At 27.4% G+C, this 21,820-nt stretch carries 20 protein-coding genes and 1 tRNA gene; 7 read left to right on the top strand and 14 right to left on the bottom strand.

What is annotated here, in order from left to right:
• Positions 1 to 183 precede the first annotated feature (183 nt).
• Both Q1X91_RS13150 and Q1X91_RS13145 read right to left on the bottom strand, forming a co-directional pair.
• Positions 184 to 2,037 carry a 6-hydroxymethylpterin diphosphokinase MptE-like protein gene (locus Q1X91_RS13150; RefSeq protein ID WP_300758428.1) on the bottom strand — a complete coding sequence of 618 codons (1,854 nt, stop codon included), beginning with the start codon at positions 2,035 to 2,037 and terminating at the stop codon, positions 184 to 186.
• Between the two features lie 87 nt (positions 2,038 to 2,124).
• Positions 2,125 to 3,009: a polyprenyl synthetase family protein gene (locus Q1X91_RS13145; protein ID WP_300758425.1), complete on the bottom strand. Its 885-nt coding sequence runs from the start codon at positions 3,007 to 3,009 to the stop codon at positions 2,125 to 2,127.
• Positions 3,010 to 3,156: 147 nt separating this feature from the next.
• On the opposite strand from Q1X91_RS13145, the gene Q1X91_RS13140 reads away from it, so the two are divergent.
• Positions 3,157 to 4,056: an Rpn family recombination-promoting nuclease/putative transposase gene (locus Q1X91_RS13140; RefSeq protein ID WP_300758422.1), complete on the top strand. Its 900-nt coding sequence runs from the start codon at positions 3,157 to 3,159 to the stop codon at positions 4,054 to 4,056.
• A gap of 64 nt (positions 4,057 to 4,120) precedes the next feature.
• The gene (purD, locus tag Q1X91_RS13135) at positions 4,121 to 5,374 is read left to right on the top strand and encodes a phosphoribosylamine--glycine ligase (protein WP_300758419.1); all 1,254 of its coding nucleotides are present in this window, start codon (positions 4,121 to 4,123) and stop codon (positions 5,372 to 5,374) included.
• A gap of 159 nt (positions 5,375 to 5,533) precedes the next feature.
• On the opposite strand, the gene Q1X91_RS13130 is transcribed toward purD, so the two are convergent.
• The 5 genes from Q1X91_RS13130 to Q1X91_RS13110 all read right to left on the bottom strand — a co-directional run bounded on the left by Q1X91_RS13130 (position 5,534) and on the right by Q1X91_RS13110 (position 10,925).
• Positions 5,534 to 6,235 carry a phenylalanine--tRNA ligase beta subunit-related protein gene (locus tag Q1X91_RS13130; protein WP_300758416.1) on the bottom strand — a complete coding sequence of 234 codons (702 nt, stop codon included), beginning with the start codon at positions 6,233 to 6,235 and terminating at the stop codon, positions 5,534 to 5,536.
• Between the two features lie 46 nt (positions 6,236 to 6,281).
• Entirely contained in the window at positions 6,282 to 7,250 is a 969-nt protein-coding gene (locus Q1X91_RS13125) for a site-specific DNA-methyltransferase (protein ID WP_300758414.1), read from the bottom strand.
• 3 nt (positions 7,251 to 7,253) lie between these two features.
• Positions 7,254 to 7,457, bottom strand: a complete 204-nt coding sequence (rpmE, locus tag Q1X91_RS13120; protein ID WP_020004042.1) for a 50S ribosomal protein L31 — start codon at positions 7,455 to 7,457, stop codon at positions 7,254 to 7,256.
• 103 nt (positions 7,458 to 7,560) lie between these two features.
• On the bottom strand, positions 7,561 to 9,387 hold the full coding sequence (locus tag Q1X91_RS13115; protein ID WP_300758411.1) for a methyl-accepting chemotaxis protein: 1,827 nt from the start codon (positions 9,385 to 9,387) through the stop codon (positions 7,561 to 7,563).
• A 155-nt stretch (positions 9,388 to 9,542) separates the two neighbouring features.
• Positions 9,543 to 10,925 carry a hypothetical protein gene (locus Q1X91_RS13110; protein ID WP_300758408.1) on the bottom strand — a complete coding sequence of 461 codons (1,383 nt, stop codon included), beginning with the start codon at positions 10,923 to 10,925 and terminating at the stop codon, positions 9,543 to 9,545.
• Between the two features lie 552 nt (positions 10,926 to 11,477).
• On the opposite strand from Q1X91_RS13110, the gene Q1X91_RS13105 reads away from it, so the two are divergent.
• Positions 11,478 to 12,359, top strand: coding sequence for a hypothetical protein (locus tag Q1X91_RS13105; RefSeq protein ID WP_300758405.1), 882 nt, complete (start codon positions 11,478 to 11,480; stop codon positions 12,357 to 12,359).
• 680 nt (positions 12,360 to 13,039) lie between these two features.
• Here Q1X91_RS13105 and Q1X91_RS13100 read toward each other — a convergent pair.
• Positions 13,040 to 13,552 carry a PaaI family thioesterase gene (locus Q1X91_RS13100; RefSeq protein ID WP_300758403.1) on the bottom strand — a complete coding sequence of 171 codons (513 nt, stop codon included), beginning with the start codon at positions 13,550 to 13,552 and terminating at the stop codon, positions 13,040 to 13,042.
• Between the two features lie 191 nt (positions 13,553 to 13,743).
• Between Q1X91_RS13100 and Q1X91_RS13095 the strand changes: the two genes are divergently transcribed.
• Genes Q1X91_RS13095 through Q1X91_RS13080 form a run of 4 tightly spaced genes read left to right on the top strand, consistent with a single transcriptional unit; the run spans position 13,744 to position 16,432 of the window.
• Complete coding sequence (locus Q1X91_RS13095) at positions 13,744 to 14,007, top strand: YtxH domain-containing protein (protein ID WP_300758400.1); 264 nt, start codon at positions 13,744 to 13,746, stop codon at positions 14,005 to 14,007.
• 9 nt (positions 14,008 to 14,016) lie between these two features.
• Positions 14,017 to 14,415, top strand: a complete 399-nt coding sequence (locus tag Q1X91_RS13090; RefSeq protein ID WP_300758397.1) for a DUF948 domain-containing protein — start codon at positions 14,017 to 14,019, stop codon at positions 14,413 to 14,415.
• 21 nt (positions 14,416 to 14,436) lie between these two features.
• On the top strand, positions 14,437 to 15,513 hold the full coding sequence (locus Q1X91_RS13085) for a peptidylprolyl isomerase (protein WP_300758394.1): 1,077 nt from the start codon (positions 14,437 to 14,439) through the stop codon (positions 15,511 to 15,513).
• Positions 15,514 to 15,529: 16 nt separating this feature from the next.
• Entirely contained in the window at positions 15,530 to 16,432 is a 903-nt protein-coding gene (locus Q1X91_RS13080; RefSeq protein ID WP_300758391.1) for a hypothetical protein, read from the top strand.
• 23 nt (positions 16,433 to 16,455) lie between these two features.
• On the opposite strand, the gene Q1X91_RS13075 is transcribed toward Q1X91_RS13080, so the two are convergent.
• From Q1X91_RS13075 to Q1X91_RS13050, 6 genes are all read right to left on the bottom strand, one after another.
• Entirely contained in the window at positions 16,456 to 17,193 is a 738-nt protein-coding gene (locus Q1X91_RS13075) for a site-2 protease family protein (RefSeq protein WP_300758389.1), read from the bottom strand.
• Positions 17,194 to 17,287: 94 nt separating this feature from the next.
• Positions 17,288 to 17,614 (bottom strand): rhodanese-like domain-containing protein, encoded by a 327-nt coding sequence (locus Q1X91_RS13070; RefSeq protein ID WP_300758385.1) that lies wholly within the window; start codon positions 17,612 to 17,614, stop codon positions 17,288 to 17,290.
• Positions 17,615 to 17,995: 381 nt separating this feature from the next.
• Positions 17,996 to 18,535, bottom strand: coding sequence for a hypothetical protein (locus Q1X91_RS13065; protein WP_300758383.1), 540 nt, complete (start codon positions 18,533 to 18,535; stop codon positions 17,996 to 17,998).
• Between the two features lie 98 nt (positions 18,536 to 18,633).
• A complete protein-coding gene (locus tag Q1X91_RS13060) occupies positions 18,634 to 20,307 on the bottom strand; it encodes a 6-hydroxymethylpterin diphosphokinase MptE-like protein (RefSeq protein WP_300758380.1) in 1,674 nt (557 codons plus the stop codon).
• Between the two features lie 31 nt (positions 20,308 to 20,338).
• The gene (locus Q1X91_RS13055; RefSeq protein WP_300758377.1) at positions 20,339 to 21,433 is read right to left on the bottom strand and encodes a M15 family metallopeptidase; all 1,095 of its coding nucleotides are present in this window, start codon (positions 21,431 to 21,433) and stop codon (positions 20,339 to 20,341) included.
• A gap of 151 nt (positions 21,434 to 21,584) precedes the next feature.
• A tRNA-Val gene (locus Q1X91_RS13050) sits at positions 21,585 to 21,657 on the bottom strand.
• Positions 21,658 to 21,820 lie beyond the last annotated feature (163 nt).

Below are 21,820 nucleotides of genomic sequence, written 5' to 3'. Positions count from 1 at the left end.
AAGTTTGTCAATTTTTTTGTTGTTCTTTTTCTCGCCGCACGCCACAGGCGGACAGCGTCACAAAAGAAGCGGGGGCTGGCATGACTGTGTGCTTCGCAGGGCTAGTCCTCCCCACAAATATAAAATTTAAAAATTTATTTTTTACAAACTATATCAGTTTAGGTATATATTCAATTTATAATTTTATTCTAATTCCTTATTTATCTTTATCAAAGCACGTTCTATTATATAATGATTAAAATCAATGCTGTCTTTCATAGCTTCGTATAATTTAAAAGAACTTACTATAGATTTATGCATAGTTTCATCTTTAAACTCAAAACCTTCTGTTATAGTCTTAATAGTTTTCTGCATAGTAATACCCAAAAACTCATTAACTTTACTTATATTAAGTATTTTTATATCAGCCTCATCTAGTTTTGAAATAAGTTTGTCTACTTTTCTGTGTCTTGAAAGCTCATCATTTATTGTATAGCATAAATTAATAGCATCTTCTGTATATGGTTTTAACGATATTATTTCTTTATCTATATTTATTAAACCGCTTTTTAAACTCTCAAGTATTTTATTTTTATCTTCTATATTTCTATCATTTTTATCTATTTGTATGTTAATATTATCAAACTTATCAATGAGTTCCTGAAGAGTGATATTCTCCATTGCCTTTATTATAACACCGCCCTCTGTGGCATTATAGAATTTTATATTACTGTTACTTGCACATTGAGCTTCATACCAGTTTCTGTACATATCAAATCTTGAATCAGTAAATACACTCTCTCCATATATGTTTTTCTCTTCTCTTAGATTACCAGCAACAAGAACTTTATATATTCTGCTGTCATAAGAATCTAGCTTTCCTATCTCAGTAAAGAAATTTTCTTCATGGTAGCTTCCTTTTATATGTGTCTGATGATTAGGAAAAGATAAATCAAGTCCAACCATTATTATAGGATTAGCACCAATTCTCACAGCAAAATCATATGCCGCAGTAGAAACACTTCCGCCCATAGTAATGTCTCCTCTTTTTCCTAATGGCTTCATAAAGTATTTTGCTAATGGAAATATAGAATCTATAAAGTATATTGACCCATTAAATGATGCTATGGCTTCATGGTCAACTGATGACTCTGCTATTAAGACTGTATCTTCAAAATGAATATTTCTAAAATATTTAGAGTTTTTCTTTTGAGGATCAATAGTTATAACAAAATGAGGAGATATGCCATGTGATGATAAGGGCTTCATTGCAGTATCAACTGCTATTATAATGGCTTTATTTTTCATCTCTTTTAATTTTCTTATATTTTTTTCAAGCGAAGGTCCAGCTGATACTATAACTGCAGGAATATTTTTATACTTATCAAAAAATCTATTAACCCCGTAATGAGTGGCTATTTCAACAGCATTGGAAGCTATATTATAAGCCCATAGTTTGTCAAATCTTGAAATTGTATTTATATTTATTATTTTTTTATCTACTACAGAAAGAACTTTACTTTGATAATGCATAGCTTCTTCAGCAAATAGCGATGTATAAGACCTTGTAACAAAAAACTTTACTTTTTTTGTTGTAGTTATAGATATAAACTTCTCTATATCCTCATCATCATTTGAGCCTATAAAAAAAGTTATTTTACTGTCTTCAAGTATTTTATCTAATCTAAAATTATCTATCAAAGTGCTGAAGAAATTTATATCAGGCTCTATTACAGCAATGGCAACATTAAGTTTTTTTACAGCATTAATCAAATATCCAGCCCCAATGCCGAATATAAATACCAAATCCAAATCTTCATCATTTTCAATTTCTTTTATTAAAGTATTAGCTTCTTTTATCGGGTCATAAGCACTATGAAGAAGTATCTGCTTTCCATTCTTTATAACTTTAGCAGATGGTTTTTGAGATTTCGTTTCTATTACCTCTAAAGTGATATCTGATTGTTTTGCATTATTAAGAATATTAATAAAGTCATAAGGATATGCTTTGATATTTTTATTTATAGCTTCTAAATTAATTTTTCTGATTTCGTTCATAATGTATTATATAAATTTTATTTTTATTATTTTGTTATCTGAGAGTTATACAAAGAACTTAATAAAATGTATTTTATTTAAATATTTTTAAGATTTTCTCTCTATTATATAGTTTGCTAATTCTATTAAAATATTTTTAGCTTCACCATCTTTATAAGGTTTCAAATACTCAATAGCTTTTTCTGTTACTTTTTTAGCCTCTTTTTTAGCTCCTTCAAGTCCGAACTGCTTAACATAAGTAAGTTTTCCTTCTTTTTCATCTTTACCTACGGTTTTACCCAAAGTTTCATTGTCGGAAATAACATCAAGTATATCGTCCTGTATTTGAAAAGCAAGCCCTACAGCCTCACCGTATTTTGTTATATTTTCTATATCATTATCATTTTCAGAAGAAATGCCTCCAAGTCTTACAGCTCCTCTAATCATAGCACCCGTTTTTTTAGCATGAAGAACTTTAAGCATATCAAAATTAATATCTTTCTCTTCATAATATAAATCTATAAACTGCCCCATAACCATTCCATTAATTCCAGCAGCATAGCTTAATTCAAATAAAAGTTTTCTTAAAGTACTGTCTTTAACATCTGCTTTAGAGAGTAATTGAAAAGCATGAGTTAAAAGCCCATCACCTACAAGTATAGCATTAGCCTCACCATATTTAACATGCGTTGTAGGTTTGCCGCGTCTTAAATCATCATTATCCATAGCAGGCAAATCATCATGAACCAAAGAATATGTATGTATAATCTCTAATGATACAGCAGGTATTATAGCTTTTTTATAATCGCCTTCAAAAAGTTCGCATGCCAAACAGCTAAGTATAGGTCTTAATCTTTTACCGCCAGCATCAAGAGGATATTTAAGCATTTCTATAAAACTATTTTCTAATTCAATACCGCTTTTATCAAATATATTTTCAATAGCTGTATTAATATCTTTAAGTCTTACATTCATATATTCTTTAAGATTCATAGGTTTATCCTAATTTTTTATGATTTCTTCTATTATAATGTAATAAGCAAAAATGTAAAGAATAAAAATAATATAGTTTTATATAACTTATAGTTTATTATATTTAGAAATATTTACTTTTATTATCCTTTTTGTTATAATTTTTATATGAGAAATATTAACAGAATGAATGATTATTTTGTGCGTTATCTTTTAGGCTCTATTGGAAATGAAGATATACTTGAAAATATAGTTAATTGCGTTCTTAGAGATTCAGGCTTTCAAGAAGTACATAATTTAGAAATAATTAATCCTCATAATCTTCCTGAAAATATTAATCTTAAAGAATCTGTTCTTGATATTAAAGCAATTACTAAAGACAATAAGAAAATTATTATAGAAATACAATTATCTGGAAATATAGATTTTGTAAAAAGAATATTTTATTATATATCAAAAAATATTGTTAGTGAATTAAATGAAAATGAATCTTATGATATTATTAGTCAGGTAATAAGTATTAATTTTGTGAATTTTAATATGGACTTTTATGATGAAGGTAAGGCACACAGATGTTTTAAATTAATAGATGCTGAAAATCATAAGGTATCATTAGATGTGATGCAAATGCATATAATAGAAGTACCAAGATTTATAAAGGTTCTTAATAATTCAAATATAGATGATATCAAGAGAAATAAGATATTATCTTGGATAGAGTTTTTTACAGTTAAGGATTTAAATAAAAAAGTTAAAGAAAAATTAAAGGAGGTCAATGATATTATGCCTAAAGTAATAGATAAATATGAAAGATTTATATCAAGTAAAGAAGAAATGGAAATTTATAATGCTAGAGATGCTTTTCTATATGGACAAACTTTGATGTTAAAGAGGGAGAGAGAGGAAGGAATAAAAGAGGGAATAAAAGAGGGGATAGAACAAGGTATAGAAAAGGGTGAAAAAAATAAAGCTTTAAGTATAGCTAAAAGTCTTAAAAAATCTGGTTTAGATATTAAGTTTATCAGTAATAATACAGGTTTGAGTATAGAGGAAGTAGAAAAGTTATAATAAAAAATATCTATATATTTTATAGAAAATAGTTTTTATAAAAATAAAAAATTAAGGAAAAAACATGAAAATATTAGTTATAGGATCAGGTGCCAGAGAGCATGCCATTTGTAATAATTTAAGTAAAAATGATAGAGTGTCAAAAATATATTGTGCTTTAGGAAATGCTGGAACTCATAGAGAAAAAAAATGTAAAAATGTAAAAATTTCTACTATAGATGAAATATTAAATTTTGCCAAAAAAGAAAGTATTGATTTAACTATTGTAGGAAGTGAAGAGATGCTCGTATACGGAATAGTTGATAAATTTGAAGAAAACGGACTTAAAATATTCGGACCTAATAAACATGCTGCCATACTTGAAGGCTCTAAAGCGTATTCAAAAAATTTCATGAAAAAATATGGTATAAAAACTGCAGAATATGAAACATTTAATGATTATAATAAAGCAAATGAATATTTAAATAAATGCAGTTATCCTATAGTTATAAAGGCGAGCGGACTTGCTTTGGGTAAAGGCGTTTTGATATGCCAAGATAAAAAAGAGGCTCAAAATGCTTTAGAAGATATAATGATTAAAAAAATATTTAAAGAAGCTGGAGATGAAATTGTAATAGAAAAGTTTTTAGAAGGTGTTGAGGCATCTATACTTTCAGTAACTGACAGCAATGTTATAATACCTTTTATATCTGCTAAAGATCATAAAAAAATAGGTGATAATGATACTGGAAACAATACTGGAGGAATGGGCGTTATAGCACCTAATCCATACTACACAAAAGAAGCGGAAGAGTTATTTATAAAAGATATATTAGAGCCTACACTTAAAGGAATAAAGGCTGAAAAAATGTCATTTGCAGGAATTATATTTTTTGGGATTATGATAACAAAAAAAGGTGTATATTTGCTTGAATATAATATGAGAATGGGAGATCCTGAAACTCAGGCAGTACTTCAGCTTTTAGATACTGATTATTTGTCTATTATAGAATCAGCTATGAAAAGAGATTTATCAAGTTTAAATATAAAATGGAAAAATAAACATGCATGCTGTGTAGTAATGGCATCGGGAGGATACCCTGCTAGTTATAATAAGGGATACAAAATAGAAGGCATTGAAAACATAAAAGGACAATGTTTTATTGCAGGTGCTAAAATAGATGAAAATAATAATATTGTTACTGACGGCGGACGCGTTCTTAATGTTGTTAATATTGCTGACACTTTAGAAGAGGCTAGAAAACTTACTTATGAAGATATAGAGAAAATAGATTTTAAAGATAAATATTACAGAAAAGATATTGGATTAATAAAATAGAGAGTAAATAAAAAATGCTTGGTGCTTTTATTTCTGATGAATAAAAAATATAAGTACCAAGCATTTATATTCATTTCACACAATTTAAAATTTTTTAGTTCTACTATCTATAAATATTTAATTAATACTTAAAAACCAAACAGTACAATCATTTTTTAATTAAAACTCTATATAATTATTCTCTGCATTAATCATTCCCACTTCTAAAGTGCAGTTAAAGAATTTAGAAAGTAAAGAACTAAGTTCATCTCTGGCACTGACAGCCCTATCATCATTAATACCTATAAAAGCATCTATAGGAAATATTATATTTGAAGAAGTTTCAACAATTTTTCCATGTTCGCTTTGTCTCCATATCCATCTTCTAGTTCTTACATCATTAGAAGAAACATATACTAATTCATTCTCATCAACTTCTTCGCTTTCAGTCTCTCCAAAAGGAATAAAAATATCTCCTTTTTTTGAGTATCTTATATAAAAATCCTCTTTCATAGAATCCAAATCATGTGCCCCCATAGGAAGTTTATATTTTATTGATACAGCATTTACCAAATCAACAACAGAATTTATATGAGGCATTCCTTTCTTTTTTGATATTCTAGTAAGCAATGCCTCTATTGAACACATAAATTTATTGGGATTAATATTAAGTTTTTGAAAAGCATCTCTATAACATTTAATATATTCGCTTTCTTTTACCTTTATATTATCAAAATCTTTTTCAGTATTCAAAATATTCTCTTCAAGCATAGAGGATATATCATCTATCTTTTTAGTATTATCAATATTTTTAGCTGCAATTACAGCAACACAAAGATTATTTAAAGTTTCAAATACTCTATTTTCAATTATAAATTTCATATTGTATAAACTCCTAAATATTATAAGATTGAAGCTAATATTTTTATCAAATGTTATCTTTTTTGCTTTTTGTCATTAATGATTTTAAATATGAATAAGTATTTCTTTCCCAAAATACTCCATCAGCAAATCCCTGAATATTTTTATCAATATTTGATTTTTCTAACCTATACTCGGTAAGCAAAGCATAGTATTTATCCATTTCTATAGATACATATTTTCTATTTAATTTATTTGCCACTACAGCAGTTGTACCGCTTCCTACAAACGGATCAAAGACTATATCATCTTCTTTTGAGCTTGCCAGTATCAATTTTGCTATTAATTTTTCAGGCTTTTGAGTTGGATGCGTAGTATTTTCAGCCATAGACCAATAAGGCACACTTATATCGTCCCAAAAATTGGAAGGGTGAGTTAATCTAAATTTCCCCTTCTCAGTTTCATGCCAATCTTTTGGTTTACCCTCTTCTCTGTAGGGAGCTATTACTCTTCTTTTCATCTTTACAGCATCTATATTAAAATAATAATTATTAGATACTGTGGCAAACCATATATCTTCTAAAGCATTTTTCCAATTAAACTGAGCCCCTCTTCCCTTTTCTCTCTGCCAAGTAATTCTATTTCGTACAATAAAGTATTTACTAAGCACATCATATACAGCAGAACTTGAAAATAAATCGCAGCACACATATATAGAAGCTGTTTTTTTAAGATGAGGTATAATCAAACTTATAAAAGAATCTATATACTGACTATAATCATTATCCGATTTTTTTCTAAAGTTAAGATTTCCGAAATCTTTATTTAAATTATAAGGCGGGTCTATAATAGCTAAGTCTATAAAATTATCAGGAAGATAATTTATAGACTCAAAAAAATCATTATAAATTGTCTTGTTAAGAATTGAATCAAGACTAGTTTTTTCTTTTAAAGAAATTAAACGCTGAGAAAATTTTTCTGCATCATTTTCATCTAAAATTATAGTTTTATTTTTAGACGAACGGTTTCGCTTCATAAATTATTTTTTTAAGCCATAACGTTTTTTAAATTTATCAACTCTTCCAGCTGTATCAAGAATTTTCTGCTTACCTGTAAAGAAAGGGTGGCAGTTATGACAAATATCTACGTGTAAACTTTTTTGTACGGAATGTATTTTAAAATTAGCTCCGCAGGCACAGTTTACATCTGTTTCAAAGTACTGAGGGTGTATATCTTTTTTCATTTTGCTTCTCCATTAAAAATAAAATATTATCATTATTGTATAGTGAAAATGTATTATAATACAAAATTAGTCTTTTTGCAATAGCTTCAAAAATAAATTTGTTTTATTTAGAATCAAACTTAAAGTAGTTTATATCTTTTACTATATCTTCTGTCATAGTTTTTACTTCATTACTGGAATTAGCACTATCCTGAGCTATAGATGAGTTTTCCTGAGTAATTGAGTTTAATGAATTGAGTGCCTCATTTATCTGCATTATACTGTTTTGTTCTTTAATAGCAGTTGTACTTATTTCTGTCAGAATATCAGCAACATTTCTGGCAGATGAAGATATATTATTTAATATTTCTATAGAATGAGCAACTGATTCATTACCATGTTTTATTTTATCAATACTTTCATTTACTATAGATGTAATATTATTAGCAGCTTCATTAACAGTTTGGGCAAGAGAACGTACCTCACTTGCTACAACGGCAAAACCTTTACCCTGATCCCCTGCACGTGCTGCCTCAACTGAGGCATTAAGAGCTAGTATATTGGTTTGAAATGCTATAGACTGAATAAGTTTTGTTATCTCTGATATTTTTTTGCTGGAATCAGAAATTTCTGTCATATTATTTGCAATAATGTTAACTGCATTAACCCCTGTTAAAGTAGAATCGGAAACTTCTAAACTCATATTTTTAGCATTTTCTGTATTACTAGAAGTATTTTTCAAAGAAACTGATAAACTCTCTGCAGAAGCTGATAATTCTTCTAATGATGATGCCTGCGATATAGTTCTGTCAGATAGATTATTACTGCCGTAAGTTATGGTATCAACAGAACTATTTATGTTATTTATATTTTCTTTTAGATTATAAACTATTTTTCCTATATTATCCTGCATACTTTTTATGTTTTTATATAGATCAGCTGTTTGATCACTTTTAGAAAGCATCTTCTCATCAAATTTACTATTAAAATAACCTTCATTCATCATTTTTATATGTTTTATTGCATCCTCCAAAGAAGAAGAAATAGGATTTACTATTACAATAACAAGTGATGTTTCTAATATCATAATAACAAGCATAACAAAAAGTAAAAGTACCATAAGTGTGAATAATTGATCTTTTACATATGATAAATCCCCATAAAGAACTATACTCCAAGGTACAGTTTTTAAATTTTTTACTATATACCAATTATTTTTAGATATATTAGTGTAATTTCCGCTATTTTCTATATACGTCCTTATATTCTGGAAATTAGCATCATCAAATATTTTCTGATTTTCATTTAATACTTTATTTTCATCTGTATTATTAATAAACATACCATTTACTGTTACTAAATTAACATTTTCTTCATAAATAACATTTTGAACTATATCATTCATTTTAGAGAAATCTATAGCGACAACTCCTTTTAATTGATTATTATTAGTATATACAGCTTTGGCAAAAGTTATACATATTTTATCTGTAGCATAATCTACATAAGGATCAGTTATATAAACCTTTCTATTATTAGTTATAGCAGATTTATACCAGCCTCTTGAAGTCTGATCATAATCTAGTGAAAAAGGTTCTAATGAATTTATAAAAATACCGCCTTTTGAATACGGAATTGTTTCTCCAAAATAGATATTCAAATAGTCATCACTCAATTTTGATATATTTGTTACAGAATATCCGAAATATTCATAAGGAAGATTTGGAATCTGCAAATAAGAATCTAATACATCAATTACATTATTGACTTTGCTTAATTTTGCTTCTATCAAATCATGTATACTTATAGCTTTAAATGTTTTATTTTGTACAAATGAATTTATATAAATATTTCTATATACAAAGGATATAACAAAATACATAATTATTAATAATACAGCAAATGGAATGAGAAATTTCATCATCAAAACTAACTTTTTCTTATTAAGCATAATAAATATCCTCAAATAATAATTTTAAGATAGCATAAAGTTTACAAAAAATCAATATTATTTTTACATAAACAGTACATTATATGAAAAATAAAAGAAGCAGAAATAAAATATTACTGCTTCTTTTTGTAATTATTTTCTTTATAAAATATTCTTTAATTTACAACAGTATCATAATAATTAACTATATACCAATATTGTCCCATCTGTCTTAATATAAAAGTTCTTCTTACAACAGGATCATAAACATCTCCAGTATCAGCATTAAAATATCTATGATAAAGTCTTGTTTCAATTTCTGCTCTAGGCAAACCATAATCCTGAGTAATTGTTATTTTATCGATAGTATAGTTGATAAGAGTATAATTTACAGCAGGATCATATTCATTTCTAATCATATTCAAAATAGCAGTATAATGATTTTTTAATTTCGCATCTTTAGTAGCTATTATATCTCTTTGAAGTTCTGCTGTAAAACTATTTCTTACCTGTCTGTCATAAGCTGAAGCCAAATATTTTTTGAACTCTTCAAATAATACTTTTCTATCCTCAGGCAGAGAAGTTCTATAAAGAATATCAAATCTTATGGCAAGCTCTCTTATATTACTTGATTTATAAGCCATCTCTAAATTATTTAAGAAGTTATTTCCAAAATTAGTTCTTAGCATATTAGCACTTATGCTGTCAGAAAACTGATTTCTTAAAAATGATTCAAAGCTCAATGTTCTGGCTTTTTGTCGTACTCCAGTATCGGTAAAGTCTTCAAGATAACTATTGCTGTAATTACTTCTGTATGCTTCATAATATCTTTGGCTTATACTTATTATAGAAGGCATATGCATATATCTGAAATAATTAGTCCAATCTCTATTTTTCATAGAAAATAAAGTATTAGATACAACACTGTAAGGCGAGAATTGTTCTAACTGCGAAATATTAGTCACAACATTATACTGAGCTGTATTTCCCTGTTCATTATAAGTTCTGGCACTTCCTAATGTGAAATAAGCAGTATCAGCTTTCATAGAAAAATTATCGCTTATTTCAGGCATAGGGTTAAAACTGCATTCTACTCTGTATCTTCCAGTCTTATTGAAATAAAACCAATTGTTTAAATCTATATAATATGAAAAACTCTCTCCTTCATTAAGAGTTACCACTCTGTCTTTGGAAGAATCTAAAGTTCTTTCGTTTTTATATTTCCATAAAGTATAATTATCTGATGATACTACTGGATTATTGTAATTATCATAAACTGTAAAGCTATAATTATTGAAAGGATTAATAGAGTTTGTAAAACTTACAGTTCCTTTTTTAGCGTATATCTTTATTTCCATAGTTATAGGTTCATTTAATCTATATCTATTTAAATCAAAGTTCATACTGATAACATAACTAGACGGAGCTACCACATTATCATTAGGATAAACTCTTTTAATTTGATCCAACATAATTGTATCCAAAAAGTTATCATCTTGGGCAAATATATTAGAACAGCTGATAATTATAAATAAAAGTAATAATATTCTATGTTTCATACGTCATTACCTTAAAAAATACTACTATAATAGTTTATCGGAAAAAAGTAAAAATAACATAAGAAAAATTATATATCTTTAATATTATTATGTTTCAAATAAAAAACAATAATTTTATTAGTTTTTATTGTAAAAAAATACAAATATTATTTAATAAATATTGACAATTTTATTTATTAATTTAATATGTATTTAGATGGGGGAATAATTAATATGCATATACAGCATACAGCATACAGCATACAGCATACAGCATACAGCATACAGCATACAGCATACAGCATACAGCATACAGCATACAGCATACAGCATACAGCAATAACTATTCACTAAACTATCAAAAAAATCAATACACAATCTATATAACTTAATAATACATCATATTTCTTTTCGCATTGCACAAATAAAGAAAATTAACAAATTAACAAATTAAAAAATCTAATTAATACCTTTTTAATTTTTACTCAAAATACATTTTATATCTTTGATAACTTATTAAAGATAAAAAATCTTTAATTGTTATAAATAAAAAATATTTAAGGAGAAGCCAAAATGAAAAAAGCGGTTATCAAAATTATTTTATGCCTCACAGCAGTAATTTTTGCAGTAAGCTGCGGAAGCAAGAATGATTCCCCTACAAATCCAACTCAAGGAGAATTTTCTGTTAATATTGATTCTTATGGAACAAGGGAAGAGAAAACAATAGGAACTTCATCAGAAAGTCCTTCTTTAATAAAAGAAGGAAAAATTAAATGTTATCCAGGACAAGAGACTAAAGTTGAGATAAGTAAAGTTACAGCTGTATCAGGAGGAGTATCATTAGAGCCTGCAGATTTTGAATTAACAACTTCTACAGTATCATCAACAGCAAATGATATAGGAATAAAATTATCTGCATCAGGAATAGAAAAAGTAAAAACAGCAACAGTTGGAGAAGTATATCAGTATACATTTACATTCTTATTCACAAGAACATCAGACAATAAAACAGCTGCATCTGATGGTACATTATATGTTGCTAATATAGGTATAATAGATCAAAATGATATAGAAACAGCAATGAAAAATGTAGAAAGCGGCGATGCAGGAAAAGGAAATCTAGTTGTAAGCACAACACCTGCATTGAAATTTGATTTATCTCTGTTTAAACTAAATCAAACTGCAGGATTTACATCTAAAGGTACAAGTGCTACTGGAGATAATGCGTATAATGTTAGTGATGCTGAAAGTGCTATTTTTTCTCAAGCTAAAGGAACAGGTTTTTTCTTTAGTGCTAAAGGTGTTAAAGATACTAATAATAAGCAAGCAACACTTACAATCACTGTAAAACTTAACAATAGCGGATATATGCTTGATAATGCTATAAGCTATGTAGCGACAGACGGTTTCAAATTGATTTTAAAACTTGGCACTACTAGTGGCGGTTGGCAATAATATAAATTAAATCAATCAATATTATAAAAAGCCTGTCTTGTAGTTAGCTATGAGGCAGGTTTTTTATATCTATAAACTTATTTCACCACGCGTTGAAGACGCTCTATAAATAGGCTAGTTAATAATTATTCACTTACTATAAATCAGAATTCTGCTCACCGCGTGCTGTTAAAGCCCGCAAATTTAATAAACGCTTGGGTGGGTGTGCTTTTTACACATTCAGCAATAAAAATAAATTAAGTGCTTATAACAGAGTAAAGCCTAAAAATTTAAAGGGTGGGGAATTAAAATAAATTTCTAAACTTAATAAACGCTTGGGCGGGCGTCCTTTTTAGACATTCAGCAATAAAAATAAATGAAGTGCTTGTAACAGAGTAAAGCCTAAAAATTTAAAGGGCGGGGAATTAAAATAAATTTCTAAACTTAATAAACGCTTGGGTGGGCGTCCTTTTTACACATTCAGCAATGAAAATAAATTGAATTCTTATCACAAATAAACACAAAAAAATTTAGAGGGCGGGGATTTAGAATAAATTTATAAAAAATATTTTCATAAACTTTTCCCGCCTAAAAAGTATAAAAATTATTTTATTGAATTTTCATTATAAAATAATATTAATTCATAAATATACAAAAAATCTCATAAGCTATATAATTAAATTGATATTCAAAATTATGCTTCAAGGCAGATTAATAATTTTAGGATCAGTTTCTTTTTTTTCAACAAACCAATCCTCTTCATTATCAGGATCCATTTCCGCTATTTTTTCAAGCCCCATACATATATATGTTCCCTTAGCCGTTACAGCAACTTTATCATCATTAAGAAGTATATGTCCTTCGCCTTCAAATATCCTTCCGTCTCCTGAAGTTATCTTTCCTATTATTCTAATTTGTTCATTAATAGGTACTGGTCTTTTATATTTTGTAGTAAGAGTCATAGTAACGCCCCATTTATCTTCTCCTGTATAAGGCATCATAGCTCTTCCTATAGTTTCATCTAAAATAGCAGCTAGTATTCCTCCATGAACTCTTGAAGGATAGCCTTGATGAACATCTTTAAATGTTACTAAAGCACATAATGATTTATCTTCTAGTTCATAAAACTCAGCTTTCAAACTTAAATCATTTTTAAATCCGCATACAAGACACATTCTTGAATTATTCTGTTTATTTAATACTTTTAACTCCATTAAAAAACCTCTTATAATATTATTTTGTATTTTAAACTACATATTAATACTTTTATACAAAAATACAATATCACTATTTCTGTATTTATCAGTTTTATAAAAATAAACATTATAAAACCTTTTATTTGGTTGACAAAAATGTAAATTAAATTTAATATTAAAACAAGTTATGTAACTAGGAGGATATTATTATGTCTAAAGAAGTATCAGCTATGTTTTCTTTTTTGCTAGGTCTATCTACTGGAATAGCATTAGGTGTATTGTTTGCTCCAAAAGCAGGTGAAGAAACTAGAGAAGATATTAAAGAAACTATGGATAATATCAAATATAAAGTAGATGATATTTATCATAGAAGTGTTTTAAAAACTTCAGAATTAGTAGAAAAAGGTAAAGAAAAAACTAATGATTTTTTTGAAAAAAGAAAAAAAAGAACTGCTGAAGAAACAGAAGAATAATAAATAATTATGCAAGATATTACATTTCAAATTAATGTTATAGCTATCTCTTTAGCTTTTATAGCAATAGCTACACTTATATTGGTGTTGGCTATATTTTTTGTTTTACTTGCTGGTTATTTTAGATTCACTAATAGATTCGACAGAATTTTAGAAAATATCGAATCTATTAGTGAAAAAATTAATAGTATAGCTAGTACGGCAGATGAAGGTGCAAGTAAAGCTAAGGGTACTTTAGATAATATTCATGATGTAATTAATAATATATCAGGCAGTGTTAATAACTTCAATCTAATGACTAGAGAATTTGCTAATAATTTCAGTATTATCAATATATTTAAATCTATATTTAATTTATTTAGCGGTAAAAATAAAAAAGATTATACAGATGATGAAGATGATTTTTAATTAATAGGACTTGACTTTATTATGATAATAAAAAAAATATTTTTCGTACTTTTTTCTATAACTTTCTTTTCTCTATTACTATACTCTGAAGATACTAATTGGGTAATCAGAATAAAAGATGGTCAGGGTAATGTAAAAAAAATAATGACGGCTCAGGACTGTATGTCTGAAATATCAAATCTTATGATTTTTAGAGGGGCCCCTGCTGAAGCAGCAGAGCTTCTGCTTACAAATGATTTTCAGCTCTGGCAGTTTGCATCTCAGCTTATAGAACAGGAACTTGTTTATATGAAAGCAGCAGAAGAAGGATATGATAAAGATGAAGATGTTTTAACTCTAATCTCAAAAGAAAGAGATAATCAATTATCACAGCTTTATATGCAGGAAAAAGTTGCAGATGATTTTGCTGTTGTAAGTGATGCTGAAAAAAGAAAATTCTTTAATGACAATAAGGCAAGAATACAGGCATCTGTAGGAAGGTCTGTTACATATGAGCAGGTAGCTATGGACATAGAAACAACAATACTTCAGGAACGTATGCGTAATGAATATGATAAAATTATAGCTTCTGCCAAAACTAATTATAATTTGAAATATTCGGTTACTTCAGATCCCTGCATCACGATAGATGATAAAACTGTTCCATTATCAGAGTTTAATGATATGTTTAATGAATCTATAAAACAGGCTGGGGCAAATATACCTGCCGCATTAAGAATACAGGCAAGAGACGGTATGTTTAAGGCTTTTGTAGCAAGAGAAATTATGATGTATGAGGCTAAAAAATCAGGATTTTATGATACGCCGCAGGCTAAAGCTATAGAAAATTTCCTCACACGAAGTGCCGTTACAGCTAATTATATAAATAAAACTATAAGATCAACAATTCCAAAACCTACAGAAGAAGAGATTAATTTAGCCTATGAACAATATGGAAAAATGTATAATATAGACTCTCTTCCGTATGCAGATGCTCAAAAGGCTTTAGAGACTATGGTAATAGAGGCTAAAACTCAGCAAAAATATCAAATATTAGTTACTGATTTACGCTACAGATACAGCATAGAAAAGAACCTTGATTTACTATTAAAAAAATAATTCCAGACAAAAGTTTATGAGAAATAGATTATCTGCTATATATTTTATATTGTTTATATTATTCTGTTTTTCTCAAACATCTTTTGCAAGAAGGAATGACTTTTCTTTTGATATATCACCTCTTATAGAAAAAAATAAAATGTTTTCTGCAGGTATGGGCGGAATATTTTCTGAATATAATGCTTGGTTCAATACCAGATTATATACTTTAGACCCTTATAATGCCAATATCAGCCGAAGAGATATGTATTTTACATTTATGCCGTATTTTAGCGTAAGACCTATAAAATATCTGGAATTAGATGTATCTGCCAGCTTTATATATCAAAGACAAGACTCAAGAAATGATATAACAAGTGCCACTAATATGTCTGATTGGTTCGGTTTTGATTCTATTAATGCCTCTGTAAAAGCTACATTATTGGACTGGTATTTATCTATAGGTGCTAAGGTAGGATTAAGTTATACTTTTAGAAAAAATAACTTCTTATACGGACAATTAAAAGATCCGCTAAATATATACGCTACAATAATGATTGCAGGTATTCCTAAAGTAATACCTGTTAATTTTTTATTTGCCTATACATTTGATACTAGAGATAAACTTCTGGAAGATATACTAAAAACAGGAGAGATAGTTGGGGGTATTGAAATAATAACTTCGCCTTTCATTACATTGTATACTGGAGTAACTTATGTATTTCCATATACAAAAGAATCAGAGCTTACTTATTTAGAACCTTTTGTAAAGTTCAAAGCTACAATATCAGACTTTTTGTATATGACTGTATCATATCATAAAGCGGTATGGGGTAAAGGATATGCCCCTAATACATCTACATTTGATTTTTCTATAGAATACATGTTCTATTCACCTAAATGGGACTGGTGGCATGTCACAAAACAAAAAGAAAAATAAATAAATAATAATATTATTAACTATCAAATAGAAAATATAATATTAATACTTTTTCCTAGCATATGCTGAGAAACAGTTTGTATAAAGCCAAGTACAGTTCTTAATATTCCAGCAAATAATAAAGCATAAAGAATCAAAAAACCATAAGGATATATTTTATCATAAGTATTTTTTCCTTTAGGCGATAAGAAAAATCTCAATATCCAGCCTCCGTCTAATGGAGGGAAAGGCAAAAGATTGAAAAACATAAGCATTATATTAATCATATAAAACATGAAAAGCATAGTTAAAATTATAGGCAAAGCATTAAGCATTATATTAGTAAGCATATTATCATGCTGCTCTAAAAACATCATAATTTTATATATTATAAAAGTTCCGTCTGCTGTAAATGTAAGTATTTTTATTATAATGAATGATACCGTCGCTATAATAAGATTTGCAAAAGGACCTGCAAATGAAACTAATGCCTGATCTCTTTCAAAATTATTAAAATTATTGGGATTTACAGGTACAGCCTTCATCCAGCCTATAACTGGAATCCCCGTAACTGCTGCAATCAAAGGAAGAAGAACAGAACCCAATATATCAAGATGTGCTAATGGATTAATTGTAAGCCTTCCAAGCCTCATAGCTGTTCTGTCGCCTAGAGTATATGCAGTTTTGGCATGAGAATATTCATGCATGCTTGCTGATATAATAAACACTACATATGATATAATGCCTATAGAGAGTCTGTTAGAAAATATTTCATAAACCATTTTTATTATATTTCCTTCAAATTTAATATTACTGCCTTTTAAATATAACATTTTTAAAGAAAATTGATAAAAAATAGCTTAAACTTTATTTATATCATTTTTCTATATCTTTTAAAGCAATGGCTAATTGACCGTATCCTGCATCCTTCAAATTATATACTTTTAAAAAACCGCTTTTATCCATATATATTCCAAGCAAGATAGACCTGCTTCCGCTTGCACAGTAAAGTAAATATTTTTTTTCTTTATCCAAACTATTAACTAGTTTCTCGCTTTTAGCATCATTCAAATCCACTAATATGCTGCCCTCTATAGTTCCGCTCATATCAATTTCCATTTGGCTTCTTACATCAATAAGCTGAATATCATCATTTGATTTTATTAAGTTTACAGCCTCTTCAACATTAATAGATTTCAACATTTTTATTTATCCTTTATTTTTTTTATATACATATAATAGGTATATTATCATAAATATAAATAAATATCAATAAGCTAAAACCATATAAAAAATATTAATAGACTTGTTTCAAAACTAAATCAATAGATAATTACACTATTCTAATTTTTAGTATTTTTGGTTTTATAAGTGGGGCTTTGCCACACACCCCACTTTTTTTGCCGTCTAGGCACCTACTCGGTGGTGACCCATACGAAGTACGCCTGCGGCGAGAAGCAAAAGGACTGCATCTTTATATACTAAAAGAAATTATACAACATATAAAACATTGTATTTTATGATTTAAGATTAAATAATTTTAAAGTTAATATTGTCAAGTACTTTTGAAACAAGTCTAATATATTATTTTAATATTTCATTTTTGTATTTATCAAATAAAGTACCTGAGAAATCTGTTTTTTCTATTGCATCTTTTAAACCTGTAACATTAATAGTGTACTTTTCTCCGTAATTATTAGGTCTTATAGTTAGGCTCTTACTTTTTATTAATTTTCTAAAAAAATCAACAATTTCTTTTTCCTGAATAATTCCGAAAGACGGAGATATTGTATATAGTATATCAAAATTTTCACTTGAAGATCTCATAATAGGCTCTACAGAATTATACGCTGAATTATCAAAACTATATTCTACTATAGGAGCATTTTCATCTATAGTATCTTTATACCAATTAATACTTATACTAAGCTGATTTCCTCTTGAAGCTATATATATTTCAAAATCATTATTGCTTTTCATAGTTATTGTAACAGTTTTTGTATCTGTATTATCATAAGTTATTTTTCTTACTTTCCAATCATTATAATATGTAGTTACAGCTTTAGGAAAAAGCTCAATACTGATTATAAGCAAAGATATGAATATAATTACTATTTTTTTCATATATCCTCCTGTTTTTTTTATTTTAACTATATATTATGTTTACTAATATATAATATTCTCGTTAATTTATCAAGAAATATTAGAAATAAAATACATCTCTAATAAATCAATTTTTTTATATCATTATACCATTTATTAAAATAATCTTTTAATTCATCATAGCTTATCATAGATTTTTCAAATTTATCAATATGCAAAGGAGATATTAAATAACCTAATTCTGATATATTATTTTTATTATTAATATCATCTATAAACTCATTGATTTTTTTTATAAGATTATCTTTATCTATATTTTCTTTTATATAATTTTTTATTTTTATATTTTTAATATTATTATTTTTTAATATATTATTTTCATTATATATTTTTACATTATTAATTTCAGCCGATTCTTTGGTTAAAGTAAAAATATCAGCCATACTAGAAATTTCTAAAACTAAGTTTTCAAAATGATTTTTATAGCTTAAAAGCGAAGAAGATGTATTTCTATAAATATTATCATAGCATTTAATCTTCTGATTATCATTAAGTCTTTTATATTTATAAGTTTCAAAAGTTTTTAATTTGCAGCTGTTTATATAATCGAAGGCAGAAGCATTTGAATATGATGAATGACTTTTATCATCAGCATGACAAAAATCGCATCCTGCAAGAAGTATGTATTTTGGATTAAGCATATAAGCTATTCTTAAAGCAGGCATTACTACACTGCCCTCCATATAAAAATAAAAATTATTATCCATATCATCATTTATAGGATAAAGTATTTTCTCAAGACTTTCATCATGAGAAAAATAAAATATTCTCTCATCATCAATATGAGTTAGAGGATAAGGATATGCACTGTGAGTAGTAAATATATTAATATCATTATTTTCTTTTTTAAGAAGCTCGGTAAGATATATAGAAGAGTAAAAACCTCCGTCTGTAGAAACTACTGCATTTGGTTTTATATTATTTTTTATCAAAGTATTAAATGCATGAGACAATGCTATAATAAAATGAGTATTAGATAATTCTCTTATTTTTTCTATATAATTATCTATAGATGCTCCGGCAGATACAAGAAGTACTGGAATATCTTTATTTAAAATATTATGATATGTTTTTATAGAATATCCTTGGCTAAAATGCATGTTGTATAATATATTACGTGCCCATATAGGAGCAAAATAATAATTAGAAGTTAGAGACATTAATTTTTCTTTTATACTATTTGCAAGACATATATTAACATCATCATAATACTGAGTACTTTCAGCATCTATATTTGAAGCTCTTACATGTCTTATATATATGATCTTTTTTGCATCGTTTTCATTCATATAAAAATTAAAAAAAGAATATATACTTTCTATATCTTCGTTTAATATTATTATAATGTTTTCTAAATTTTTCTCTTTTATATTTTCTAATATAAGTTTTACTATCTCAATATCTTTTTCTATTATTATAGCTTTATTATTTTTATTTAAAGATAAAAAATATTCTATATGATAAAATGAAGCAATGGATAAAAATATGCCTATATGTTCATTATTATCTTTAATAAACTGACTTATCAATCTTTTAGCCTCTTCCATAGGAGCATAAGTTGAAGTAAGAGGCTTATTATTATATAAGACGCTGAAAAGATTATTTTTTGCAGGTTTTAATTGGTATTTATTATCTGCTGAATTATAATTAATTAATTTTGTTACGGCTCTAAAATTATATTTATTTTTTTTTAATTGTTCTATATTTTCGTTAAATATAATGCTGTCAGTCATGTCGTAATTACTCTTTAAGAATATTTAAGAATTAGAATATACCGTATTTTTCTATAAGTTCATAAGCAGTATCTTCATCATTTTTAAGATTATTATATATAATAAGTTCAGGTCTGTACTCAAAATGTATAGTATCATAATTATGCCATTTTCCGCCCCATATAAAACCATATTTCTCAAATGTTTTTACTACAGATTTAGGAGGATGCCATCTCTTTTCATAAGGCACAGCATACCAAGCCTTATTATTAACCCTAGTCCAAGCCCAGTAAATTTGCTTTCCATTATTTTTTTTAGGCAAAGTATCAAAAGCAACCCCGTAACTATGATAGCTTCTGCTTGCACTTTTTGAAATAATTTTCCAAACATATCCGCTTACAATTTTTAATGAATCCAAAAACTCTTTGGCTTCCTGATTAGTTTGTGCTATTAGTTTTACTTCTATACTCACATTAGAAAGAGGTTCATACACATAGTCATGCACTCTTACTTTATATCCTAATATGCTTTCTGTGCTTATATGCTTCACCAAAGAACGTTCATTAGTACCATCATAAAGAGTGTCTAAAAATTTATTATTAATATATTTTGTATTATTTACCCTTTTTTTATAATAGTCCTGAAGCTCTTTAGTTCTCTCTGGAGTTTCTTCCTGAAGTTCCGGCATTCCGTCAACAGTATAAGGATAAAAACCAAAAGGTATATATGCATCCTGATTTGACATATCTTCATCAGTTAATAATTTACCATTAGCCCAATTAAACCATATACCGTCTAAATAAAAACCAAGTTCCCTATTTTTAATAATAGGAGGCGATATTCTGTTTGAATAAGCCAAATGCAAAGCTATGGTTTCTAAAGCACCAGGTCTTATAATAATATCTTTTCTTATTCTTTTTTTCTCCTCCTGAAGCTCTTGTTCTTTTAAATTAAGAGAAAGATTAGGCATCATACTTTTTGTATTGTTAATATATATAATACCTACAGCAGAAATAGAAGAAACAATTACTATAATAAATGCTATCATAATAAATTTGTATTTAGAACTAGCTTTTATAATAAAGCTTATAAGTGCTAATGCCGCTAATATGGCAGCTATTACTAATACATATTGTAAAACGGTCATAATATTTTTCTACTAACTCTATAATATATTTTTAGTTAACATAACACCAAATATTAACATATTTTAAAAATTAATTCAAATTTATTATCGTTAAAAACGTAATCTTTAATAGGAAGTTTTATTAATATAAAATGGGAAAGAAATAGAAAATTGGGCGATGACGGGCTCGAACCGCCGACCTAGTGCTTGTAAGGCACCCGCTCTCCCAGCTGAGCTAATCGCCCTTTCGTTTCGAAATTATGTATTTATACTAACATGATATAAAAAAAAAGTCAAGCAATAAAGCGTATATTTTTTGTTTAAGAGCCATAGATATTGCACAGTTTTAGTTTAAAAAAAGGAGGTATTCCTTATAATTTAAATTATCACAACAAACAAAAAGGAATA

This window comes from uncultured Brachyspira sp. (genome assembly GCF_949287625.1).
Classification (GTDB): domain Bacteria; phylum Spirochaetota; class Brachyspiria; order Brachyspirales; family Brachyspiraceae; genus Brachyspira.
Note: the sequence above shows the minus strand (reverse complement) of the source record. Positions and strands in the feature narration are given on the sequence as shown.